Annotated in this window: 18 protein-coding genes; 9 read left to right on the top strand and 9 right to left on the bottom strand. The window is 58.9% G+C overall.

All coding sequences use genetic code 11. From position 1 onward, the window contains the following. The first annotated feature begins 38 nt into the window (after positions 1 to 38). The 3 genes from EP166_RS19560 to EP166_RS19550 all read left to right on the top strand — a co-directional run bounded on the left by EP166_RS19560 (position 39) and on the right by EP166_RS19550 (position 3,277). Complete coding sequence (locus tag EP166_RS19560; protein ID WP_127560270.1) at positions 39 to 824, top strand: substrate-binding periplasmic protein; 786 nt, start codon at positions 39 to 41, stop codon at positions 822 to 824. A 124-nt stretch (positions 825 to 948) separates the two neighbouring features. Further along, on the top strand, positions 949 to 1,992 hold the full coding sequence (locus EP166_RS19555; RefSeq protein WP_164744023.1) for a phospholipase A: 1,044 nt from the start codon (positions 949 to 951) through the stop codon (positions 1,990 to 1,992). Positions 1,993 to 2,140: 148 nt separating this feature from the next. Then, a complete protein-coding gene (locus tag EP166_RS19550; RefSeq protein WP_220432648.1) occupies positions 2,141 to 3,277 on the top strand; it encodes an ABC transporter ATP-binding protein in 1,137 nt (378 codons plus the stop codon). 269 nt (positions 3,278 to 3,546) lie between these two features. On the opposite strand, the gene EP166_RS19545 is transcribed toward EP166_RS19550, so the two are convergent. Both EP166_RS19545 and EP166_RS19540 read right to left on the bottom strand, forming a co-directional pair. Then, positions 3,547 to 5,253: an ABC transporter permease gene (locus EP166_RS19545; RefSeq protein WP_127560264.1), complete on the bottom strand. Its 1,707-nt coding sequence runs from the start codon at positions 5,251 to 5,253 to the stop codon at positions 3,547 to 3,549. A gap of 99 nt (positions 5,254 to 5,352) precedes the next feature. Beyond that, positions 5,353 to 6,399, bottom strand: coding sequence for a Fe(3+) ABC transporter substrate-binding protein (locus EP166_RS19540; protein ID WP_127560262.1), 1,047 nt, complete (start codon positions 6,397 to 6,399; stop codon positions 5,353 to 5,355). Positions 6,400 to 6,617: 218 nt separating this feature from the next. On the opposite strand from EP166_RS19540, the gene EP166_RS19535 reads away from it, so the two are divergent. Continuing rightward, positions 6,618 to 7,046: a GNAT family N-acetyltransferase gene (locus tag EP166_RS19535; RefSeq protein ID WP_127560260.1), complete on the top strand. Its 429-nt coding sequence runs from the start codon at positions 6,618 to 6,620 to the stop codon at positions 7,044 to 7,046. A gap of 251 nt (positions 7,047 to 7,297) precedes the next feature. Here EP166_RS19535 and EP166_RS19530 read toward each other — a convergent pair whose 3' ends face one another. After that, a complete protein-coding gene (locus EP166_RS19530) occupies positions 7,298 to 9,064 on the bottom strand; it encodes a choice-of-anchor I family protein (protein WP_127560258.1) in 1,767 nt (588 codons plus the stop codon). Between the two features lie 224 nt (positions 9,065 to 9,288). Here EP166_RS19530 and EP166_RS19525 point away from each other — a divergent pair, with 224 nt between their 5' ends. After that, positions 9,289 to 9,903 carry a LysE family translocator gene (locus EP166_RS19525; protein ID WP_127560256.1) on the top strand — a complete coding sequence of 205 codons (615 nt, stop codon included), beginning with the start codon at positions 9,289 to 9,291 and terminating at the stop codon, positions 9,901 to 9,903. A 66-nt stretch (positions 9,904 to 9,969) separates the two neighbouring features. Here EP166_RS19525 and EP166_RS19520 read toward each other — a convergent pair whose 3' ends face one another. After that, positions 9,970 to 10,815: an MBL fold metallo-hydrolase gene (locus tag EP166_RS19520; protein ID WP_127560254.1), complete on the bottom strand. Its 846-nt coding sequence runs from the start codon at positions 10,813 to 10,815 to the stop codon at positions 9,970 to 9,972. A gap of 807 nt (positions 10,816 to 11,622) precedes the next feature. Between EP166_RS19520 and EP166_RS19515 the strand changes: the two genes are divergently transcribed. Then, positions 11,623 to 11,904, top strand: coding sequence for an HlyU family transcriptional regulator (locus EP166_RS19515; RefSeq protein WP_127560252.1), 282 nt, complete (start codon positions 11,623 to 11,625; stop codon positions 11,902 to 11,904). Between the two features lie 38 nt (positions 11,905 to 11,942). Here EP166_RS19515 and hslO read toward each other — a convergent pair whose 3' ends face one another. After that, positions 11,943 to 12,815 (bottom strand): Hsp33 family molecular chaperone HslO, encoded by an 873-nt coding sequence (gene hslO, locus EP166_RS19510; RefSeq protein ID WP_127560250.1) that lies wholly within the window; start codon positions 12,813 to 12,815, stop codon positions 11,943 to 11,945. Positions 12,816 to 12,854: 39 nt separating this feature from the next. Continuing rightward, positions 12,855 to 13,247, bottom strand: a complete 393-nt coding sequence (hslR, locus tag EP166_RS19505; protein WP_127560248.1) for a ribosome-associated heat shock protein Hsp15 — start codon at positions 13,245 to 13,247, stop codon at positions 12,855 to 12,857. 332 nt (positions 13,248 to 13,579) lie between these two features. Between hslR and EP166_RS19500 the strand changes: the two genes are divergently transcribed. Beyond that, positions 13,580 to 14,383, top strand: a complete 804-nt coding sequence (locus EP166_RS19500) for a 3'(2'),5'-bisphosphate nucleotidase CysQ family protein (protein ID WP_164744022.1) — start codon at positions 13,580 to 13,582, stop codon at positions 14,381 to 14,383. On the opposite strand, the gene EP166_RS19495 is transcribed toward EP166_RS19500, so the two are convergent. Further along, positions 14,360 to 15,517 (bottom strand): imelysin family protein, encoded by a 1,158-nt coding sequence (locus EP166_RS19495; protein ID WP_127560244.1) that lies wholly within the window; start codon positions 15,515 to 15,517, stop codon positions 14,360 to 14,362. The two genes, EP166_RS19500 and EP166_RS19495, sit on opposite strands and share 24 nt — an antisense overlap. A 3-nt stretch (positions 15,518 to 15,520) precedes the next feature. Beyond that, a complete protein-coding gene (locus EP166_RS19490; RefSeq protein WP_127560242.1) occupies positions 15,521 to 16,177 on the bottom strand; it encodes a histidinol-phosphatase in 657 nt (218 codons plus the stop codon). Positions 16,178 to 16,529: 352 nt separating this feature from the next. On the opposite strand from EP166_RS19490, the gene EP166_RS19485 reads away from it, so the two are divergent. Together EP166_RS19485 and ptsP are read left to right on the top strand one after the other, a co-directional pair. Next, a complete protein-coding gene (locus tag EP166_RS19485; protein ID WP_127560240.1) occupies positions 16,530 to 17,021 on the top strand; it encodes an RNA pyrophosphohydrolase in 492 nt (163 codons plus the stop codon). Position 17,022: 1 nt separating this feature from the next. Beyond that, positions 17,023 to 19,293: a phosphoenolpyruvate--protein phosphotransferase gene (ptsP, locus tag EP166_RS19480; protein ID WP_127560238.1), complete on the top strand. Its 2,271-nt coding sequence runs from the start codon at positions 17,023 to 17,025 to the stop codon at positions 19,291 to 19,293. Between the two features lie 15 nt (positions 19,294 to 19,308). On the opposite strand, the gene EP166_RS19475 is transcribed toward ptsP, so the two are convergent. After that, on the bottom strand, positions 19,309 to 21,771 hold the full coding sequence (locus tag EP166_RS19475) for an ATP-binding protein (RefSeq protein WP_127560236.1): 2,463 nt from the start codon (positions 21,769 to 21,771) through the stop codon (positions 19,309 to 19,311). Positions 21,772 to 21,809 lie beyond the last annotated feature (38 nt).

Raw genomic sequence — 21,809 nt, 5'->3', positions numbered from 1 at the left:
TGAATGTAAAGATCTACGGCAACACACCGAGGTTACGGATGATGAAAAAGGTGTCGCTGTATGCCCTGTTTGGGGTGGCGATGGCGCTCTGCCAGGTGCCTCTGGCCAATAGCGACACCATTCGGCTGGTCGCAGACCCCTGGTGCCCCTATAACTGCGAGCCGGAAACCGAGCGAGTGGGTTTTATGGTCGAGATAGCCAGGCGGGTTTTCCAGGCTGCCGGCTATCAGGTTGAATACCATCAGAGACCTTGGGTCCGGGCTTTGCAGGAAACGCGTGATGGTGAATTTCATGGCGTTATCGGCGCAACCCGGCTGGAAGCCCCTGACTTTATCTTTCCCGATCTGGCGCAGGGGCAAATGGCGAACGCTTTCTGGACCCTCGCCGAATCCCCCTGGCAATACCAGGGTGCCCGCTCGCTTGAAGGGCAGCACCTGGCGGTGATCGCCGGTTACAGTTATGGCGACATTATCGAGAACATGCTGCAGGATCAGCAGCATCGCCCCTACATCACTGAGCTGCATGGCGTGTCTCCGTTAAAGAATGGGCTCATGATGCTGGAGCGGGGCCGTATTCAGGTGTTACTTGAAGATGAACACGTGATGCGTTACCAACTGCACCGGTCCGGACAGTCCGATAAATTCAAACGGGCGGGCTATGTGCCGGCAGAGGCTAATGCCGCGCGTGTTTACATCGCCTTCAGCCCCGCCTTTACGGCCTCATCAGGCTACGCCAGCCTGTTGACTGATGGCACAGCACAGCTGCGGGCCAGTGGTGAGCTGGCGCAGATTCTGGGCCACTACGGTGTCAGCGACTGGCGTTAATAGGAGTAATCTTCCCGTATTTTCTGGTAGGCTGAAAGCCGGTTGTCTGATTGGGTAGTCAAGTATGGTTCCGTTTTTTTCTCATCTGGCCTCAGGTGTCAGGGGGGGAGTGGTACTGCTATTAATGCTCGCGACCAGTATTCCCAGTGCGTTTGGCGAAATGGTAGGGGTCGATGATTCGGGTATTGGAACGGCGTCAGAAACAGACAACGAGTCAGAAGCAGAGCCACAGTCGATTGTCCTGACACCCTACGAACAGTGCATGCTGCAGTTAATCGAGAGTGCATCCAACGTCATCAGTGCCTCTGAGCTGCGCAATTATTGCAGTCTTGAAAGTCGCACGGGCAGCGGCGTCAGCGCCGATGAAACACCGCTGCGACGGCGCATCGCGCTTGAACAGTTTTCGCTGAATAACCCCTTTAGTCTGTTGCCGCACCGGCCCAATTACTTATTGCCCATCGCCTATTCCACTGATCCGAATCCCAACACTCAGAGTGAAGACGACCTGCAACCGATTGAGATTGAGTTTCAGCTAAGTCTCAAGGTGGTGATTCTGGAGAGCCTGTACCGGGATTATGGGTCGCTGTCGTTCGCCTACACCACCCGTTCATTCTGGCAGGCCTACAATTTCGACCTGTCGTCTCCGTTTCGCGAAACCAATCATGAACCCGAACTGATTCTTGCAATGGGCAGCCGGCTTGAGCTGGGCGGTCTGCGCAACATCGGTAACGCCATTTCACTGAATCATCAGTCCAATGGCCTGGCTGGAGAGGATTCCCGCAGCTGGAACCGGGTGATCTTTCAGACCCTCTGGGAACGCGATCGCTGGGCGTTTGCGTTTCGGCCATGGCTGCGCATACCGGCGCCTGAAGAGCGTTACCCGGGTGACCCTCTGGGTGATGACAACCCCGATATCCTCGATTACATGGGGCACTTTGACCTGAACATCGTCTATGGCGGCGATACACACCAGTTCGCCCTGATGGTGCGGAACAATTTGCAGGCCGACCCCAACCGTGGCGCGGCGGAGCTGAGCTGGTCGTTTCCAGTAAACGACCGGGTGAGGGGGCGCCTGCAGTATTTTCACGGCTATGGTGAAAACCTGATCGATTACGACCGTTTCAACCAGTCCCTGGGCCTAGGGTTTGAACTGAACGGCTGGCTCTAACGGCTCTTGAGCCCAGCAAAAAACCCTGCCTCAGGCACAGAGCAGCAAAAGGTAAAGCCTGGTAAGACACTCAGCATCACTTGCCACATACTGATATTCATTTACACTTGCTAGTGAGAATCTGAATAGATCAGAACGTGGGGGTGCGGTGAATTCGTTGTTGAAAATCGACAGTCTGGCCTGCCAGTACGGGCTTGTCCCGGTGTTGCAAGGTATCGGGCTGGAAGTGAACGAAGGCGATATTTGCTGCTTGCTGGGCCCCAGTGGCTGCGGTAAAACCACTCTGCTGCAAGCCATTGCCGGCTTTACCCCCCTGGTCGCCGGCCAAATCGAACTCGATGACAACTGCATCGCCCAGCCTGGCGCTGGCGCTGCTCCGGAAGCCCGGGGCATCGGCATGGTGTTTCAGGATTATGCCCTGTTTCCGCATTTGACCGTGCGCGAAAACATTGGCTTCGGGCTCAAGGCATTTGGCCGGCCTGAACGTGAAGCCCGCATCCGCGAAGCACTGGATCTGGTCAAAATGGATGCCCTGGCTGACCGCTACCCCCATGAACTGTCAGGCGGCCAGCAACAGCGCGTCGCGCTCGCCCGCGCCCTGGCACCAAAGCCGCGCTTGCTGTTAATGGACGAACCCTTCTCGAACCTCGATACCGAATTGCGCCGGACCCTGTCGCGCGAAGTTCGTCACATCCTGAAAACCGCCGGTATTACCGCCATCATGGTCACTCACGACCGCGATGAAGCCTTTGTGGTCAGCGACCGCCTGGGCATTATGGACCAGGGCCGTTTGCTGCAATGGGGCACACCAGCCGAGGTCTATCACCAGCCAGCCACACCGCTGGTGGCCAGTTTTGTCGGCGATGGCAACTGGATTGAGGGCCGGGTACTGGACAGCCAAACGCTGGAAACCGAACTGGGCCGGGTTCATCAACCCGGCCATTCCTGGGGTGCGGGCACCAGTCTGGATATTTTCGTACGGCCACATGAAGTCAACGTCACCGACGCCTTCGACGCCGTTCAGGTAGAAACACTCAGTGGCGAGTTTCTGGGCACCCAGACGCTCTACCGTTTCAAATTGCACAGCGGCCGCGAACTCGAAGCCCAGTTCGGCTCCCAGGCCGTGTTTCAGCCCGGCTCAACCCTGGGGCTGGCACTCACTTCCGCCAACCTCGTGGCCTTTCCCACCAGCAACCACTACGACCCCGCTGACTGGCATAGCCCCACTACACCGATGGCCAGCCAAAGTCAGCCAGCCGCCATGTTCGGCGCAGCGGCCCGGTAGCTTACGAAAAGGGTTATGGACGAAGCACCTTATTAAGTGACAGCTGCCGGGTAGCCCTGTCCGGGGAAGTCCGCAACAGGGACTAAAACGCCTGGAGCGTTTTAGCATGAGCGCAGCGAGCCCGGAGGGTGAATCCCATGGATGGGATTCATATCATGCGGTCTAGGCCCCATGGAAGGGTTCACGCCGACCCCGGAGAGGGCTACCCGGCAGTTGGCACGGACTCGAGGCACTAAAGTAATTTCAACCTGGGAATCCGTAGTAACCCGCTAGCCCTGCTCAGCCACCGGCAAAACAGCCGCTGATTTGCGCCCGCCTTTGATCGACCGACTCAGCATGATGACCGGCAACAGACCCACCAGTACAATCATTAGCGCCCCCATGGCGGCGACTTCGATTTGTTCATCTGAGGCGTACTGGTACACATAGGTTGCCAGGGTGTCGAAATTGAAAGGCCGCAGCATCAGGGTGGCTGGCAGTTCCTTCATGGTATCGACGAAGACGACCAGAGCGCCGGTGAGCAGACCCGGGCGGATCAGCGGCAGATGGACTCGGCGCAAGGTCTCCAGACTGTTCATGCCGAGGGAACGGGCGGCCTTGTCCATCGACGGGGTGACCTTGTCGAGACTCGACTCAATCGCCCCGGCAGCGACGGCCAGAAAGCGCACGCTGTAGGCGAAGACCAGTGCGAACACCGTGCCGCTGAGCAATAAACCGCTGGATACATTGAACCGGGAACGCAAGAACGCATCAATGCTGTTGTCGAACGCCGCCAGCGGAATCAGAACGCCTATCGCCAGCACCGTGCCCGGCATCGCGTAACCCAGTTTCGACAGACTGACAAACAGGCGGACACTCCGGTTAGGATGCAGCCGCCGGCCATACGCCAGCAGAGTGCCGATGACGATAGTCGCCAGCGCTGCGGCGGTCGCCAAAAACAGGCTGTTCCATGAAATTACGACGAAATCATCGGTCCAGTAATTGGAAAAATTGCCCAGAGCGTAGCTGGCCAGCTGAAACGCCGGTACCGCAAACCCGAGCACCAGTGGCAGGGCGCAGGCCAGAAAGGCCAGCCAGGCCCTCAGACCGGTGAGGGTGTAGATGGCCGAGTCCTGGTTGGGTTTGCCTTGCCCGAAGTGGCGTTGCCGGGCTCGTCCAATGCGCTCCAGTGTCACCAGCACCACCACAAACACCAGCATCATGCTGGCGATCTGGGCAGCACCACCGAGGTTGCCCATGTTCAGCCAGGTATCGTAAACGCCAAGGCTCAGGGTTCGAATCGCAAAATAGTCGACCGTGCCGAAATCGTTCAGGGTTTCCATCAGCGTCAGCGCCAGGCCGACGGCGATGGCGGGCCGGGCCAGCGGCAACGACACCCGGTAAAAGCTCTGCCAGGGCGTGCAGCCCAGGGTTCGGCTGGCGGCCAGCACGTTGCTGCCCTGCTCCATAAAGGCCGCGCGGGCCATCAGGTAGATATAGGGGTAGAGCACCAGCGACATCAGCACAATGGCCCCGCCCATGCTGCGAATCTCCGGAAACCAATAGTCCCGGCGGGTCTGCCAGCCAAAGAGATCGCGCAGAGTGCCCTGCAGCGGGCCAGCGAATTCAAGCATATCCGTGTAGATAAAGGCGATTACGTAGGCTGGTACAGCAAAGGGCAGCAGCAGTGCCCATTCAAACACCCGACGCCCCGGAAAGCGGCACAGAGTAACCAGCCAGGCGGTGGTGACCCCAATGGCAAAACTCAGTAGGCCGACGCCCGCCAGCAACAGCAGCGTGGTTTCAATGTAGCGAAACAGAACGGTGTTGTAGAGATGACGCCAGATGTTGTCGGTCGGGAACAAGGCCAGGTAAAACACGGACAGGACCGGCAACACCACCAGCCCGGCGATGATGAACACCGTGGCTGGCCAGGCACGCAGATGCCTGAAAAACGGAATGCCCGGTCGGGTGCCCAGTGCTGGCTGGTTGGCCATTAATGCCTCTGTTACAGATAAAAGGAGTGGTCGGGTAGCGGACAAACAAAAACGGCAGCCGAAGCTGCCGTATGCAAGTTTACTGCAAGGCCGGGGTGCTTAGAAGTCGTAACCGACTTCATCGACCAGACGAGAGGCTTCATCGACGTGGTCAACGACGGCCGTCAGGCTGACGTCATCGGCCACAAAGTCGCCCATGTACTGGTTCAGCAGAGCTGAGTAAGGGGTTCCGGGCTTGACCGGGAATTCGAAGTTTTCCTGGGCATACATGTACTGCGCCAGATCCTGGCTCATGAATTCCAGCAGTTGAACCGCTTCGTCACGGTTTGGCGCGTGCTTGGCAACGGCAGCACCGGAGATGAACATGTGTGTGCCCCGGTCTTCCTGGTTCGGGAAGACAATGTTGACCGAATTGGCCCATTCAACCTGTTCCGGCTCTTCAGTGTTGGTGATCATCTTGCCGAAGTAGTAGGTGTTGCCCAGCGACAGGTCACATTCACCTTCCATAATGGCCTTTACCTGGCCACGGTCGTTACCCTGAGGGGTGCGTGCCAGGTTGTTCTTGAGGCCTTCCAGCCAGGTTTTGGTGTATTCCTCACCGTGGTGTTCGATCATCGAAGCGAACAACGACAGGTTGTAGTTGTGCTTGCCACTGCGCGTGCAGATACGGCCTTCCCATTGAGGGTCTGCGAGTTCTTCATAGGTGGTAATCTCACCTGGCTCGACGCGGTCTTTTGAGGCGTAGATCACGCGGCCACGGGTAGTGAGGCCAAACCAGTGGTTGTCGTCGGCGCGGTATTGGGCCGGGATGTTGCTGGTCAGAATGTCACTTTCAACTGCCTGGGTCAGGCCTTTGTCGTAAGCATCGACCAGAATGGTGGTGTTCGGCGTCAGGATAATATCGGCCGGGCTGTTGCGACCTTCCTGTTCGATGCGCTCGTTCAGGCCAGAGCTGGCGTAGATAACATTGGTTTCAATGCCGGTTTGCTGGGTAAAGGCGTTCAGCAGGGGTTCAATCAGAAACGCCTGGCGGTAGGAGTAAATGTTCACTTCCTCAGCCTGGGCGGCGGTAACGGTCAGGCTGGCGGCCAGTGGCAGGGCCGCCAGCGTCAGGTGCTTCACTGTGCGTTTGATAGTTGTTGTCATTCTTGATCTCCATTGCGAAAGGCTTTCAACATGATAAGTATTCTCAGTTGTGAGCCTATCCCTGTCAATAGACACAACCCCCGAAAGTCACTGATAAAGAAACTTAAGGGGTGTTCGGGCAAGTGTGTGATGGCATGATGAAACTCAGGCAGGCTGCTAGACTGGCTGTTGTGCTGCCTCAGCCCGATCAGCAAGCCCACTGCGGGCAGGAGTGACCGATGATCCGACACGCCACCAATACCGATTTCCACGAGCTGGCCGAGCTCTACCAGGATGCCAGCCTGATCGCCCACCCGTTTATTGACCCCGACTACATCGCCCGGGATATGCGGCACCTGCGCGAGCACCGGCTACCGCTGGAGCAGGCGTTTCTGTGGGAGCGGCAGGGAGACATCGCTGGCTACATTGCGCTGGAGGGCAAACGGATTAATGGTTTGTTCATCAAGGTGGAACATCAGCGTAAGGGCATCGGACGGGCGCTGGTCGAGCACGTGAAGCAGCTACACGACGAGTTGCGGGTCAAGGTGTTTCAGGAGAACTATCAGGCGCAGCGCTTCTATTTCGCGATGGGGTTCGAGATTGTTCCCGAAGCGGACGCTCCGGAAGACGGGCCACACGCCCAATATTGCATGCGCTGGCCCGTTTAACGTTCATGGTTGCTCTTAATTTGAGTGGCTGTGGTTCGCGGCAGCTACCGGTGGTGCCTCTGCAGGGTCGGCGTAAACCCTTCCATGGGGCCTAGACCGCATGATATGAATCCCATCCATGGGATTCCCCCTACGGGCTCGCTGCGCCATGCTAAAACGTTCCCGGCGTTTTAGTCCCTGTTGCGGGCTACCCTGCAGAGGCACCACCGGCATCTACCGCTTAAAGAGTGGTTACTCTCAGCACCATTCAATTACTGCTGCTGCACCTGATACACGCTCAATGTGCCGCTGACTTCGTTGGCAACCAGCAACAGGGCAACACCCGACGGGCTCTGGCTGGCGGGTATGAATTGCATGCCTTCCGGAGCCAGGTCGCCCGCTTGGGCGGTCAGGTCACCGTCTTCGGTTGCCGCGGCCGCAGCGTCGTAATTGCGGTGGTTGGTGTAGGCCACAAACGCAACGGCTTCCGGGTCGGTGATGTCGAAGGTCATGAAGCCGCCCATGCGCTCCAGGCCGACAAAGGCCAGGGTGCGGTTGCCGAGTTGACCCAGGGTGAGGGCTTCGGGTTCGGGACCTTTGTTGTCGCTGCGGTCATCGATGGCCAGTTCGTTGTCGGTGGTGTTGAAGTAGTCGGGGAAGCGATCAGCCGTGATGCGCTCGATCAGATCGCCCGAATCGTATACCAGGGCGCCGATGTCGTCGAAAATCGCGAAGGAGCGGGCACCGTAGGCGTAAACGGCTTCATAGGCGCCGTCACCGTTGCTGTCGCCCAGCGTTTTGTTGATTTTCAGGTCAGCGATGTCGTCGAAGCCGGACAGCGAGCTAGCCAGCTGCACGTCGCCGATTTCGGTTTCGTCGGTGTATACCAGGCAGCCGTCGTCTTCATCCCAGTCATACTGACCCAGAGGCAAGGGGCCCTTGCATTGCGCTTCGCTCTCGGCGTTGGAGAAGTATTCGCGCGCATCCCCTTCGTTGGCCGTGACCAGGTAATTGCGGCCGTTAACGCTGTAGCTGGCGATGGTGTCCGGGTGGTAGGTACCGAACAGGCCGGCGTAGGTGGACAAGGCGGCCAATTCATCGTCCTTGTTGGCGTCGAGGCTGTTTTCTGTGATGCCGTGATCCTTGAAGCCCAGTGGGAACAATCCGGTGATGCTGGGGGTGTCGTTCAGGCTGATTCGTGCCAGGGCGTTGTTTTCCTGCAACGAAACGAAGGCAGTGCGGCTGTCGGGGGTGACGGTGATGTATTCCGGTTCCAGGTCCTGCGACAGACGTGTGTAGGCCGGGTCCGGGTTGTTGCCGGTGATGATATCGGGGTGGTAGTTGTCATCAAAGCCATTGAAGTTCAATTGAATTGCCAGGTCATCCGGAATGCCCCGGGTAACCGGGATGACGGAGACACTGCCTTCCGGGTCGATCAGGTAGTCGCCGCTGGGTTCGCCTTCATTGGCGACCAGTACGTAGCGGCCATCGGGTGAAAAGGTCACCATGTCGGGCAGGGCGCCGGCCATTACGCCTTTTACGAAGTCGGTGTCGCCCTGGTCGTTAAGGCGGTAAAACAGAATCGCGCCCTTATCGACCTTGTTTTCGGCCTCGACGGCGATCGCCAGCAAGTTGCCGTGCACGGCCAGGCTGTTGGCCCCGCCGATCATGATCTTGCGCTGACCCATATAGGGGTCGGCCACCCAGACCTGTTCCGGAACGGCATCACTGCGATCGGCCAGGTTGCTCAGGGTGTAGGGGTTAACCGTCGGCTCCGACAGCAGATTGCTGATGCGTACGGCATTCACGCGACCCGTTGCGCCGTTGGTCAGATAGGCATAGCCCGACGCCCGATGGTAGGCGACAATTTCGGCGGCGCTTTCATCGAAAATGCCGCTGGTGTAGCGGCCTACCATCTCGATTTGTACGCTGGGGTCCCCAGCGGGCAGGGCGCGGTCAGCAGACTGGGTCGGGTTCGTGCTGCAGGCGCTGAGCGCCAGGCCGGCGGCCAGGCTGAGCGCAAGAGGTTTTAGGGTCATTTCGGCATCCTGTCGTTGGTCGGTGAGTGTTGTTGTACCCACCCACGCTACGGAGCCTGTGTGACAGCCTGACGACAAAATGGTGACAGCAAAACGACAGGCGGCATGCATACGGATGACAACGGTTCTGGCTTTGGTTAGTCTTGCCCGATCCCGGTCGAAGCCTGTCTGACTTGGATTTCAATACACATAACGATCGAGACACGATTCTTCAGAGGTGAACAGTGACCTGGGCAACCTGGCTGGCGGTGGTAAGTATTTGCATGTTGGGCGCCATGTCGCCTGGTCCTTCACTGGCGGTCGTGCTCAAGCAAACCCTGGCTGGCGGGCGCTCCAACGGCATTGTTGTGGCGCTGACGCATGGCCTGGGCATTGGCCTCTACGCGCTGCTGAGTATTTTTGGCCTGGCAGCCCTCATCACGGCCTCACCGGTCGCCTTCACGGCCTTGCAATGGAGCGGTGCGCTCTACCTGGCCTGGCTGGGGGTTAAGGGGCTACGCGCGCGGGCCAACCCCGATGCCGAATTGCCGGATGTACCCACCACTGCCAGTGCCGCCCGGGATGGTTTTCTGGTGGTGTTCCTGAACCCGAAAGTTGCGGTCTTCTTTATTGCTCTGTTCAGTCAGGTCGTCGGTGCCGATACGTCGGTGCTGGCCAAGCTGGGTTACGCCGCCACCGCCATGGTAATCGACGGTGGCTGGTACCTGGTGGTGGCCTGGCTGTTCTCGACGCCCGCCTGGCTGGACCGGCTGAAGCGTCATTCAGTCTGGTTTGAGCGGGTATTCGGAGTCATTCTGGTGGCGCTGGCCGGCCGGCTGGTCGTGTCGATACTTAAGTAGCCGGAGCGCCGCTTCGGAACCACCGTCCCGGGTCAGATCAGTCTGACCCGGCCGTGTCTCCCACCTTCAAACAGCCACTGTCTCGTCGGCAACGGAAAACTTGCCTTTCTCATCCTTAACCACCCGGCCCGCGGCAATGTTGGGGTCGTGGGTGAAGAACAGGCGTCCGTTGCGCCTGGCCAGGTCGGACAGCAGGCGGCGTTTCTCGTCAATCAGCGCCTCCGGAAAACGGTCGTAGCCCATGGTGATCGGCAGGTGCACCCAGGCTTTGCCGGGAATCAGGTCGGCGGCAAACACCAGGGGGCCGTCATCGGTCTGTATTTCGGTCAGTAACATGCCCGGTGTGTGCCCATCGCTGTAATGAAAACGATAAGCATCGCCCAGGCGTTTCGACCGGGTGCCATTAATGCGCTCAAGCCGGCCTGAGGCTTCCAGCAGGGCGGGTAACTCGGGAATAAACGACGCCTTGTCTCGCGGGTGTGGCTGAATTGCCCGCTGCCACGCCTGTTCACCCACAATAAACCAGGCGTTTTTGAACACCAGCTGCGGCGTCTTCCCTTCCTGCCAGGCACTGAGCAGCCCCCCGGCGTGATCGAAATGCAGATGAGACAGCACGACGATGTCGATGTCATCGGCCCCCAGGCCAAGGTCGGCCAGGGCGTCCAGCAGGCAATGCTGCGCTTCCTGCACCCCATAGCGCTCGCGCAGATCTGGCGGGAAGAACGCGCCGACACCGGTTTCAAACAGGATATTTCGATCAGCTTCCTGCACCAGCAGGCAGCGACAGTTGAGGTCGATCCGGTTCTGATCATCGCTGGGAAGCCAGCGCTCCCACAAAGCCTTGGGGGCGTTGCCAAACATGGCGCCGCCATCCAGTTTCTGGGAGTTTCCGAGCAGGGCATGCAGTTTCATTCTGGTCTCCTGTGGCAGGCATGACCTTACCTTAGGCGTTCAACGGCCCGCTTCACAGGCCAGCGACCACAGAGGCGCCCGTTGGAAATGTCACGACGGCGTTACGAGGCAAGCGACAGCACAGAACCGGCTGCTTATAGGTTAGAAAGCGCAGGTTGAGGGATTGCAAAACAGGCAGGCACAGCAAAATCGCCCGGAAGGGGCGACTCGATCAGTACAATGAATCGATGCAGATAATACACGTGATGCTCACGTAGGTTAGCTAATTAGCTAAGCCGGCCCTATTGTTGTTTTTAGGAGGCCTTAAATAAAAACTGTGCCCTTGTTATTGTTTTTGGGCGGGCACGTATCGTTCTTATCTCACCCTGTTTTTGTTTTTGTTTGTGGGTGTCTTTATCGTTGTGCGTAGATGAGTGCAGTCTGCGTGCCAGTTTTAAAAAGTTCTTTAAAAACAATAACTTAAAAAATGCTGTTCACTATGTGACCAGCCGGCTGTCTGGCTAACATCGCTTTACACCATGCTGACGTGTGTATAGGTAACACTTGGGGAGTGTCAGTAACACTTTTAGAATCCCGTTAGATCACTTTACCCATCCGGGTTACCTAACATTACAGAGTGCTCAGTGAATTTGACGCCATGACCGCAGTAGGGCGGTACAATCTTGGCTTGTGATGGCTCGGTCTGCTGAGTGGACATGAGATCTGCCCGGCAGCCCGCTCGCAAACAGTGGTAACCTATGCTCAGGGTTGATAAAACTCCGTTGCCACAATAAAAAATGCACTACTGCCTGGTAGTAAGGAAAAGTGATGTTTGGATGGTTAAAGAAAGCAATGGCCGGTGGGCCGGCAAGCCCGCGGGAAGTGAAAGGTGAAACGATAGAGTACAAGGGGTACCAGGTGACACCAACGCCGATTCCCGAAGGCGGTCAGTTCCGCGTAAGTGGCATCATCGTTAAGCCGGGCGAACCGGAACAGCGGCATACCTTTATTCGGTCGGATCTGGTCGCCGGTGAAGACGAAGCCTGCAACTTTACGCTGGTGAAGGCGCGGTTGATGATTGATCAGTTGGGTGACCGGATTTTCGACTAGAAATCGACAGCCCCGGTGTGAATGCCGGGGCTGAACACTCAGTTCAACTGTTGCTTGTAGGACTCGAACAGTTCGGTCACGTCTTCGGGTCCGAACTGGTAGTGCTGGTGGCAGAACTGGCAGTCGCTGCGAATCTCCCCCTGCTCGGCCACAACAGCCTGAGCTTCCTCTTCACCCAGCATCAGAATCGCATTGGCGCAGCGTTCGCGAGTGCAGGTGCATTCAAACTCCAGCGGACGGGCCTCGTAGACTCGTACGTCTTCTTCATGAAACAGACGCTGCAGCACCGTGGTGTTGTCGAGCGCCAGCATCTCGTCGGCTGTTAACGTGTCTGCCAGATGAACCACCCGGTTCCAGGCGTCGTCGTCGACTTCCAGGCTGCCTTCGCTGGCCGAATGAGGCATCGCTTGCAGCAGCAGGCCGGTCGCGATCTGCTGGTCGGCGAACAGCCATACCCGGGTGCGAATCTGCTCGGACTGGCGGAAGTAATCTTCCAGCGCATGGCTCAGGCTGTTGTCACCGTCGTTGATCGACACGATACCCTGGTAACGCTTGCCATTTTTCGGCTCAATGGTGATCGCCAACTGCCCGTTACCCAGCAGTGCCTGGTCGGCGCTGAAATCATCGTTGTACTGAGCAATGGCGCGCAGAGCCCGGTTATCCCGACATTCAGCCATCAGCATGCGCACTTGGCCGGCACCCCGAACCTGCAGGCTCAGGGTGCCATCGAATTTCAGGGTGTCGCTCAGCAACGCCACCGCCGCCATGAACTCACCCAGCAACAGGCGTACCGGCTCGGGGTAATTGTGCTTGGCCAGCACTTCCTGGTAGCTGCGCTGTAAGCCGGTAATTTCACCGCGAATGTGAGTATGGTCGAACAAAAAGCGTTGGGTCTGATCGGGGTTGCTCATGCAGGCCTCGTCATGGGCCAGGGCGGTGTAACTATTGCCCTAGGCGTTAAAGGAATCTTTCATTTTACGGATATCGCGCCGGTCTTTCTTGCTCGGCTTGTGATCGGGCGCGGCCTGGCCCGCATTCTGGGCTTTACGCTGCGCCGCCATGGCGAGCCGTTTCTCGACCGACTCTTCCGTCTCGCGATACAGCAACTGCGCTTCCGGCGCGCCACGGCGCTTGTCACTGAGCGCGAGCACTTCAACGGTTTTTTCGTCGAAGCCCAGCCGCATGCGCAGCATGGCACCCACTTCAACATTGCGACTCGGCTTGGCACGGGCGCCGTCGTAATGCACCTTGCCGCCTTCAATGGCGTCTTTCGCCAGGCCGCGTGTTTTGAAGAAGCGCGCCGCCCAGAGCCATTTGTCGAGACGTACGGGAGTATCGGTCATAACCTCTCTCAATAGATCTTTAAGGTCAGTGGTCGCTTTAAAGTAAGCCACATATCGAGTGCGGGGCTGTGGGTTAGCCTGTCCAGGGTAGTCCGCAGCAGGGATGCTGCGGTCTAGGCCCGAGACGTCGGACCGCCATGGACAGGTTTACGCCGACCCTGGACAGGCTAACCCACTGACGCGCACGAACGCCTGGCACCAAACTTAACCGGGCAGCCGTTAATAAGGGTTGGGTCCCCGAGTTACAAGGGGGCCTTTAGGTTCATGGTAGACTGGGCGGTGTTGAATTCAAAACCGTTATTGCGATGAGGACATTCCATGAGAGGTGGTTCATGACCCTCCGGCCCGAGCTGTCGAATCCGCAGATCAGCGCTCTGTTTCAACTGATGCAGCAGGCCGGGGACGACATTCTGGCGGTGTATCACGACCGGTCGCGCTGGCAGACGGACCACAAGGCCGATGACTCCCCGGTGACCGCGGCGGATATTGCCGCATCGCGCCGGCTGGAGGCCGGATTGCCCGACATTCTTGACTGCCCGGTGCTGTCTGAAGAAGCGCTGGTGCCTTATACGGACCGGCAGAGCTGGCAGACTTACTGGCTGGTTGACCCATTGGACGGTACGCGTGAGTTTTTGCACAAAAGCGATGAGTTCGTGATTAATGTCGCCCTAATGCACGAAAATCAGCCAATATTCGGCATGCTCTTTCAACCCGTAACAGGGATTGGCTGGTGGGGAGGGCAGGACGTAGCGGCGCAACAGGGTAAGCCTGGCAGCGCCACTGTGATCCGGGCCGAGGCGGTGACCGGGCCGGTTCAGGTGCTGGGCAGCCGACGGTCCGCCTGGCAGGGCGCCTGGCGCGATCGGCTTGAAACCGCCGGGTTTGATGTCGACACCCGCTCAGTCGGCAGCGCACTCAAATTCATGATGCTGGCCAATGGCAGTGCGCATTGTTACCCCCGGCTGGGGCCGACCAGCGAATGGGATACCGCTGCGCCCCAGGCCATTCTTACCGCGGCCGGAGGCCGACTGGTGCAATGGAACGGCGAGCCGCTGCGTTACGGAAAAACCTCAACGCTCAATCCCGAATTTGTTGCCGTATCCGATCCGGACTTATTGGCTGTCCTCTGTCTCTAGGGGTGCCCCTAGCTGGCTGATTTGATTGGCCAGTCCGGTGACTGCAGCCACCGCCTGTTGCCACGCTTCTGCGTCCGGGTCACCCGCCGGTGCGTTTTCCGGCAGGGCATTCAGGGTGTCGACCGCCGTTGTCAGCCGGTCGCCCAGGGTTTCAGCGGTGACCAGACCGCCGCGGCGCTCCAGCCAGGATGCCAGTGCGCTCACGCCCTCGTCCGGGCTATGGAGGAGCGCTTCAAGCCCCGCCAGGCGCGCCAGCAGGTGGCGTTTGCCCTGGCCCGCGACTACGCTTGGGTGATGCCAGTCCGGCTCTTGCGGCGCGTCATCGGCAAAGGCCAGCTCAAGCAGGTCCTGGCGGATCTGCTGGTCCAGGCTGGTCAGCACTATGCGTTGCTGGGCCGGTTCTGGTAGGCCGGTAAAACCGATTTGCCCGGACCAGCGCTGACGCGCTTGTTCCAGTTGCTGTAATAGATGCTCGGTCGCCAATGTCAGATACTGGTGCCGGCGCGTGATGGTCAGGTCGCCATCTTCACCGGACGTCCGCCAATAGGTATCCAGGTCGGCTTGCCAGAGCAGGGTTTCGACCACAGGGAACCCCAGGGCGGGTGACTCCAGATCCAACAGCTGATGCTGTTCCAGCAGGTTGTTCAGCGTTAAATCCATACCGGTTTCATGCACCAGGCCGCTGTACGGGTAGTCTGGCAGGGCATCGACATAGCCGGGCAGAAAAGGACGTACATTGATCAGCCGGCGGGAACGATCCAGTGCCTCCTGAGCCGCTGGATTAAATGCCACCCGGTGAAACAGCGAGAAGGCTTGCCAGCCTTCGTAGCAGGCGTGCCAGGCAGACTGAGCGTCATTTTGCAGGCCCGCTTCCGGGTTATCCAGAAACGCCTGAACGGCTGAGCCCAGCTGCTGGCAGGCCGACTGCATGGCCTCTCCGGCGGTATCTGCCTGGGCCTGAAACGCCCGGGCGAGGCCAGCGAACTGAACATCGGATTCGGGCCCGGCTTGCTCGGGGAAGGTGGCCGGGTCTTGAGCTTCGGCCTCGGTTGCCGGTTCATTCGACGAGGAACACCCCAGTAACACCAGAGTGAGCAGAGCAAGCAGTGCGTGGGCAGGTGTTACAAGGCGCATGGGTTAGTCCCTCAGGCTGATGATGGGCCAGTTCTGGCGCCGGGCCTCGGCCGCCAGCGTGGCGTCCGGGTCGACGGCGACCGGGTTGTCGACCAGGCGCAGCAACGGCAAGTCGTTCAGTGAATCGCTGTAGAACCAGGCGCCGTCGAGCGATTCGCCGTGTTCCTCAAGCCAGGCTTGCAGGCGCACCACCTTGCCTTCCTGATAGCTCGGAATGCCCGTTGGCAGGCCGGTATAGGCGCCGTTATGCAGTTCAGCCTCGCAGGCGATCAGGTTCGGGATGCCCAGGTGCTCGGCGATCGGCCCGGTCACAAAGCGGTTGGTGGCGGTGATGATCATCAGTGTATCGCCCTGGTCGCGGTGGTGCTGCAACAACGCTTGGGTGCCCGGAGCGATCATCGGTTCGATGACCGTCTCCATAAACAGGCGGTGCAGGCTGGCCAGGTCGTCCAGTGGCTTGTTGGCCAGAAACGACAGCGAAAAGCGCAAGTAGCGGTCTATATCAAGCTCACCGGCCTGGTATTGCTGGTAAAAGGTTTCATTGGCGGCTTTTACCACGGTGGCGTCGACCAGGCCCTGATCGATCAGGAACTGGCCCCAGGCGTGGTCTGAGTCGCCGGCCAGTAAGGTGTTGTCCAGGTCAAAGATAGCGAGGGTCAAGGCGGGGCTCCTTAGTGGCCAAACGACTCGCGTGGCAGGGTAGACTCGAAGGTCGCCAGGCAGAGGCTTTATTGGCCGCCAAGAATACGGGCATGGCCGGTCAGGTACAAGCGACAGGCTGCACGGCAGGCCTGGCAGCCCCGGTTGCTGCCCTGAATGTGACCTGTTTGGTGTTTTCGGGCCGATGTGGAACAATGCAGTCAGAACAGACGGACTCTGCTCCCTACTTTTAACCGGTTGTTTGGGGAGCGGGGCGAGCGTCGTGCACGCCGGCAGGCCAGGCTGCGGCGGTCACCAACATTCATTGATTCGCACGCTGTGCGAATTCGGTCACAGGGGGATGCTGGCGATCATGATCGATTCCGATGGCTATCGCCCCAACGTGGGCATTATTCTCACCAACCCGCGCGGTCAGGTGCTCTGGGCCCGGCGCATTGGCCAGGATGCCTGGCAATTTCCGCAGGGCGGCATTCGTGCACACGAAACTCCGACCGACGCCCTTTACCGTGAACTGCAGGAAGAAGTCGGCCTGCAGCCAGAGAGCGTCGAAATCCTCGCCTGCACCCGGGGTTGGCTGCGTTACCGGTTACCCAAGCGGATGATCCGCTACAACGCCTTGCCGATTTGCATCGGTCAGAAGCAGAAATGGTTTCTGCTGCGCATGACCGGGCAGGATCACAACATCATCCTCAACGACTGCGACGACCCCGAATTCGATGGCTGGGAATGGGTATCGTACTGGTACCCGCTGGCCCGGGTGGTCTCGTTCAAACGGGACGTTTATCGCCAGGCCCTCGCGGAGCTGGCGCCCAGGGTGCACAAGGAGCTGAGACGACGTGGTTGATATGTTGCATTTACTTCGCCAGGTGGTGGAGGAAGTAAACAGTACCCGGGATCTGCAAGCCTCGCTGCGCACGGTGGTTGGCCGCATTCGTGCGGGCATGAACGTTCAGGTCTGCTCCGTCTTCCTGTGGGATGCCCACGTCAACCGCTATGTGCTGATGGCCACCGATGGTCTGAGTGCCGATGCCATAGGTAAGGTGACGCTGACGCAAAACGAGGGTCTTATCGCTCTGGTCGGCAAGCGCGAAGAGCCACTCAACCTCAGCGACGCCACGCGCCACCCCAACTATCACCACGTGCCAGGTCTGGGTGAAGAACCGTTCAAGAGTTTGCTGGCCGTGCCGATTATCCACCACCGTAAGGTGCTGGGTGTGATGACCATTCAACGCACCGAACCAGGTCGGTTTGGGGATTCCGAAGAAGCCTTTATGGTAACGCTGTCGGCCCAGTTGGCCGGGGTGATCGCCCATGCCGAAGCCACCGGGGCGCTGTCGGGTCTGAACCTGATGGGCGGCGAGCAGCTGGATGTTCGCTTTGCCGGTGTGGCTGGGTCACAGGGCGTTGCCATTGGCAAGGCCCATGTGCTGGTGCCGCCCTCTGATCTGAACTCGGTGCGTTACCGGCCTGCGCGCGACATAGCCGCTGAACTGGCGCTGTTTGAAAACGCTCTGACCAAAGTCCGGTCCGAACTCACCGCCACCCGGGAGCGGTTGCGCAGCGAGTTGCGTCCGGAAGAGCTGGCGCTGTTCAACGTTTACGTTGGCATCCTGGAAGACCGGGCCCTGGGCGATGCAGTGGTGGAGCTGATCAAGAAGGGCGAGTGGGCACAGAGTGCCCTGGCCACAGTAATGCGCCGCTACATCGACCACTTTGAAAGCATCGAAGACGATTATTTACGCGAGCGTGCTGCCGACATGCGCGATCTCGGGCGCCGGGTCTTGTCCCATTTGCAAGCCTCGGTCCCTGACGTTGCGATTCCCGACCATGCCATTCTGGTTGGCGAGGAAATATCGCCCACCGTCTTTGGTGACCTGGCCGCCGGGCGCATCGCAGCTATTGTTTGCACCACCGGCTCGGCCAACTCGCACGTTGCCATTCTGGCTCGGGCCCTGGCCATTCCTACCATCATGGGCGTGCAGGAGTTGCCCTGGCAGGGTCTGCAGGGTGAAGAGCTGGTGGTCGATGGCTACCGCGGCCATGTGTATTACCGGCTCTCGGCCGAAAAACGCCAGTATTTCGAATCCATCTGCAAGGAAGAAGCCGAACGTGAGGCAGATCTTGAAAGCCTGACCGACGTCGCCAGTGAAACCAGCGATGGCGTTGCCATCAGCCTGATGGTGAACACCGGTTTGCAAACCGATGTGGTGCGCTCGCAGAACAAGGGTGCCGACGGGGTTGGCCTGTTTCGTACCGAAGTGCCGTTCATGATGCGCGATCGCTTTCCGTCGGAAGACGAGCAAGCCAAGATTTATCGCGCTCAGCTGGAAGCCTTTGCCCCCTTGCCGGTCACGATGCGAATGCTCGATGTGGGCGGTGACAAAAGCCTCGATTATTTTCCCATTGTCGAAGATAACCCTTTTCTGGGCTGGCGCGGCATTCGGGTCATGCTCGACCACCCGGAGCTCTTTATGGTGCAGATTCGCGCCATGCTGCGCGCCAGTCTGAATCTGAACAACCTGAAAGTCATGCTGCCCATGGTCACCAGCGTGAGCGAGGTGGAAGAAGCCCTGGCGATCATTCACCGGGCAGTGCTGGAGCTGAATGAGGAAGGCGTGGCGGTCAACCTGCCGGAAGTGGGGGTAATGGTTGAAGTGCCCTCGGCAGTCTACCTGGTTAAGGAATTTGCCACTCAGATCGATTTTATTTCTGTGGGGTCCAACGACCTGACCCAGTATCTGCTGGCGGTCGATCGCAACAACCCGCGCGTTGCCAACATCTACGACTCACTGCACCCGGCGGTCCTCAAAGCCCTGAAAATGGTGATTGATGCGGCCAATGAAGGGGGCATCCCGGTCAGCCTGTGTGGTGAGCTGGCCGGTGATCCGCTGGGCGCCGTGACGCTGGTGGGGCTGGGTTACCGCCATTTGTCGATGAGCAGCTCTAACCTGTTGCGGGTTAAATCGGTGTTGCGCCAGATCGACAGTGGCTGGGCGCACACCATTGCCTCGGGCCTGCTGCATCTGGACGACCCCAAAGTGGTTCGCTCCACCCTGCGACTGGCGTTGCGCAAGGCTGGAATCCCACTCACTGACCTTGGCATTTTGCCTTCCTGACCGGCAGGGTCGCGCTCAGGTGTTGCCGAGCAACCATTTGCTCAGAGTAAGCTCCAGTGAACGGCGGCGCAGGGGTTTGGTCAGGTAGTCATCCATGCCGGCCGTCAGAGCTTTTTCCTGCTGTTCCATCATGGCGTGGGCGCTGAGCCCAATAATTGGAATGCGCCGCACCCGCTCGTTTGCCGAATGGCGAATGGCATGGGTTGCGGCGTAGCCATCCATTACCGGCATTTCGCAATCCATAAGCACCAGGTCGACGCTGGCCGGCAAGTGGCCCACTTCGTCGATGGTTTCTGCCTGTTCATCGTCCAGTTCGTTCTCTGGCACGTTGTTTTCCAGATAATCCAGGGCCTGTTGGCCGTTGCTGGTGACGGTTACCATCAGCCCGAGCCGTTTGAGCATGCCTTCTGCAACGCGCTGATTGATGTGGTTATCTTCGACCAATAACACATGGGCGGGGGGAAATTCTGGTGACTGCAGCCCGGCGTCTTCACTCGACAGGCCTGCGGCGTTGGGCCGCCGGTCTTCACTCAAGTTAAGCAGGCTGCGCGGCAGCGACAGCGGTTTTTCCATCAGGCGTTTGAACTGGTGACCGGTCAGGGTTTGCCAGTCGGGCGAGGCCATGCGACTGGCAATCAGGGCGAGCAGGGCCTCGGGCTGGGCGTCGGCCAGTTTGGGCCCAAGCGTCAGCCCGGTATCGTGATCGACGGTGGCGTCCACCAGAATGACATTGAACTGTTGCTGGGCGCACAGCGCCAGCGCCTCAACGCCGCTGGAGGCGCAGTTAAGCGTCAGCGCCGTGCCATCAGTGTGGTGACTGAACAGGCGCTGCAGGATCAGGTTGCTGGTCACCAGCAGGGCATTGCCGCTCAGGCCGCTGCGATCGGTGGCTGAAAAGGGCAGGGCTGGGCTCAGTTTGGTGGTGGCGGCGTCTAGGGGGATCTCGATCCAGAACGTTGAGCCTTTACCCGGTTCGCTGTCGACGCCAATCTCTCCCTTCATGAGCTCAACCAGACGCTTGCAAATGGCCAGCCCCAACCCGGTACCACCGCGTTCGCGGTGCGTGCTTTTGTGCGCCTGGAAGAACGCATCGAACAAGACGGCCAGTTTATCCGGTTCGATGCCAAGCCCGGTGTCGCTGACCGCGAGGCCCAGGCGCTGACGGTCCGCGTGCCACTGAAGGTGAACGACGATCTCCCCGTCATCGGTAAACTTGAACGCATTACCGAGCAAGTTCAGCAGTAATTGCTGCATGCGAATGGGGTCGCCGACCATGGTCTCCGGTGTGCCCCGGTCGATATCGGCCACCAGCAATAACCCTTTCTCTTCCGAGGGTTTTATAAACAGGGCCAGGGTTTCCTCGACCAACTCTGGCAGGTTGAAACGAATGGATTCCAGTTCCAGCCGCCCGGCTTCAATTTTCGACAGGTCCAGAATGTCGTTGATGATGGTCGTCAGAGTGTGGCCGGAATTGAGAATGGTGGTCAGGTAGTCGCGCTGACGCTGATCCAGCCGGGTATCCTGTAGCAGTTCGGCCATGCCGATAATGCCGTTCATCGGCGTGCGTATTTCGTGGCTCATGTTGGCCAGAAACTGGTTTTTGTGGTCGGTGCTGATTTGCAGCGCTTCCAGGGTTTCTTCCAGTTCGTGCGTGCGCGCCTGAATCTTTTGTTCCAGGTTGTTCTGGTGCTGGCGAATACGCTGTGACTTTTCCGCCAGTTGCACTTGCAACTGGTTCAGGGTGTCGCACAGCGTCGCGATCTCATCGCGCTCACGGCCGATCCAATCGGGAATCAGGCGCGCCCGAAAGACATCGTCTTCCGGCTCGATGGTTGCCAGCACCCGCTCGACCACGTTGAGACGCCTTGCCACCAGCCGGTGCACCGACCAGGCCGTGACGGCCACTACCAGCAGGCACAGCAGCACAGAGCTGGTCAGCGTAAACACGAAATTAAGCAGGCTCTGGTTCAGAATCAGGCGCACGTTGGAGTAGACGGTTACCGTGCCGACCGAGTAGAGGCCATCTCCGGTATCGAATTCGATGGGTTCGGTAAATTGCAGGGCTTTTTGCAATAGTTGCCCCTGGCTGGCGATGTCGATGCCGGGGTAGCCGGGGTCCAGATTGGCTGCGGGCAGGTAGCCTGAAGGGTCGGGCAATTCACCGCGAATCTGGTTCAACGACGGATCTTCCGATTCGATCAACACGCCTTCGATCAGCGGGTGAGCAATCAGCAAGTCGGCGGTGGCGCTTAACTGAACCGGGTCGAAACTCCAGAGGGCATTGGCCAGCACGTCGCGCGAGCCGAATAGGGCAAAGCCAATTTGTTGGGCGCCGGAGTCTTCTTCAAGCGAGTATTCGAGACTGAGTTGCAGGACGGTCGTGAGGCTGACGAGGGCAATAAAGATACCGGCTATCCATACCAGCAAGCGGCGCGATAATGACAGCGGGTGCCGGTTAGGCAAGACAGGTGTGCTCAAAGTCGCTCTTCCGCTAAGCTTTTGGGCAGTGTAGCTCA

The organism is Saccharospirillum alexandrii (assembly GCF_004000275.1).
GTDB lineage: Bacteria > Pseudomonadota > Gammaproteobacteria > Pseudomonadales > Natronospirillaceae > Saccharospirillum > Saccharospirillum alexandrii.
The sequence above is the reverse complement of the archived record's forward strand: the minus strand, read 5'-3'. Positions and strand labels throughout refer to the sequence as shown.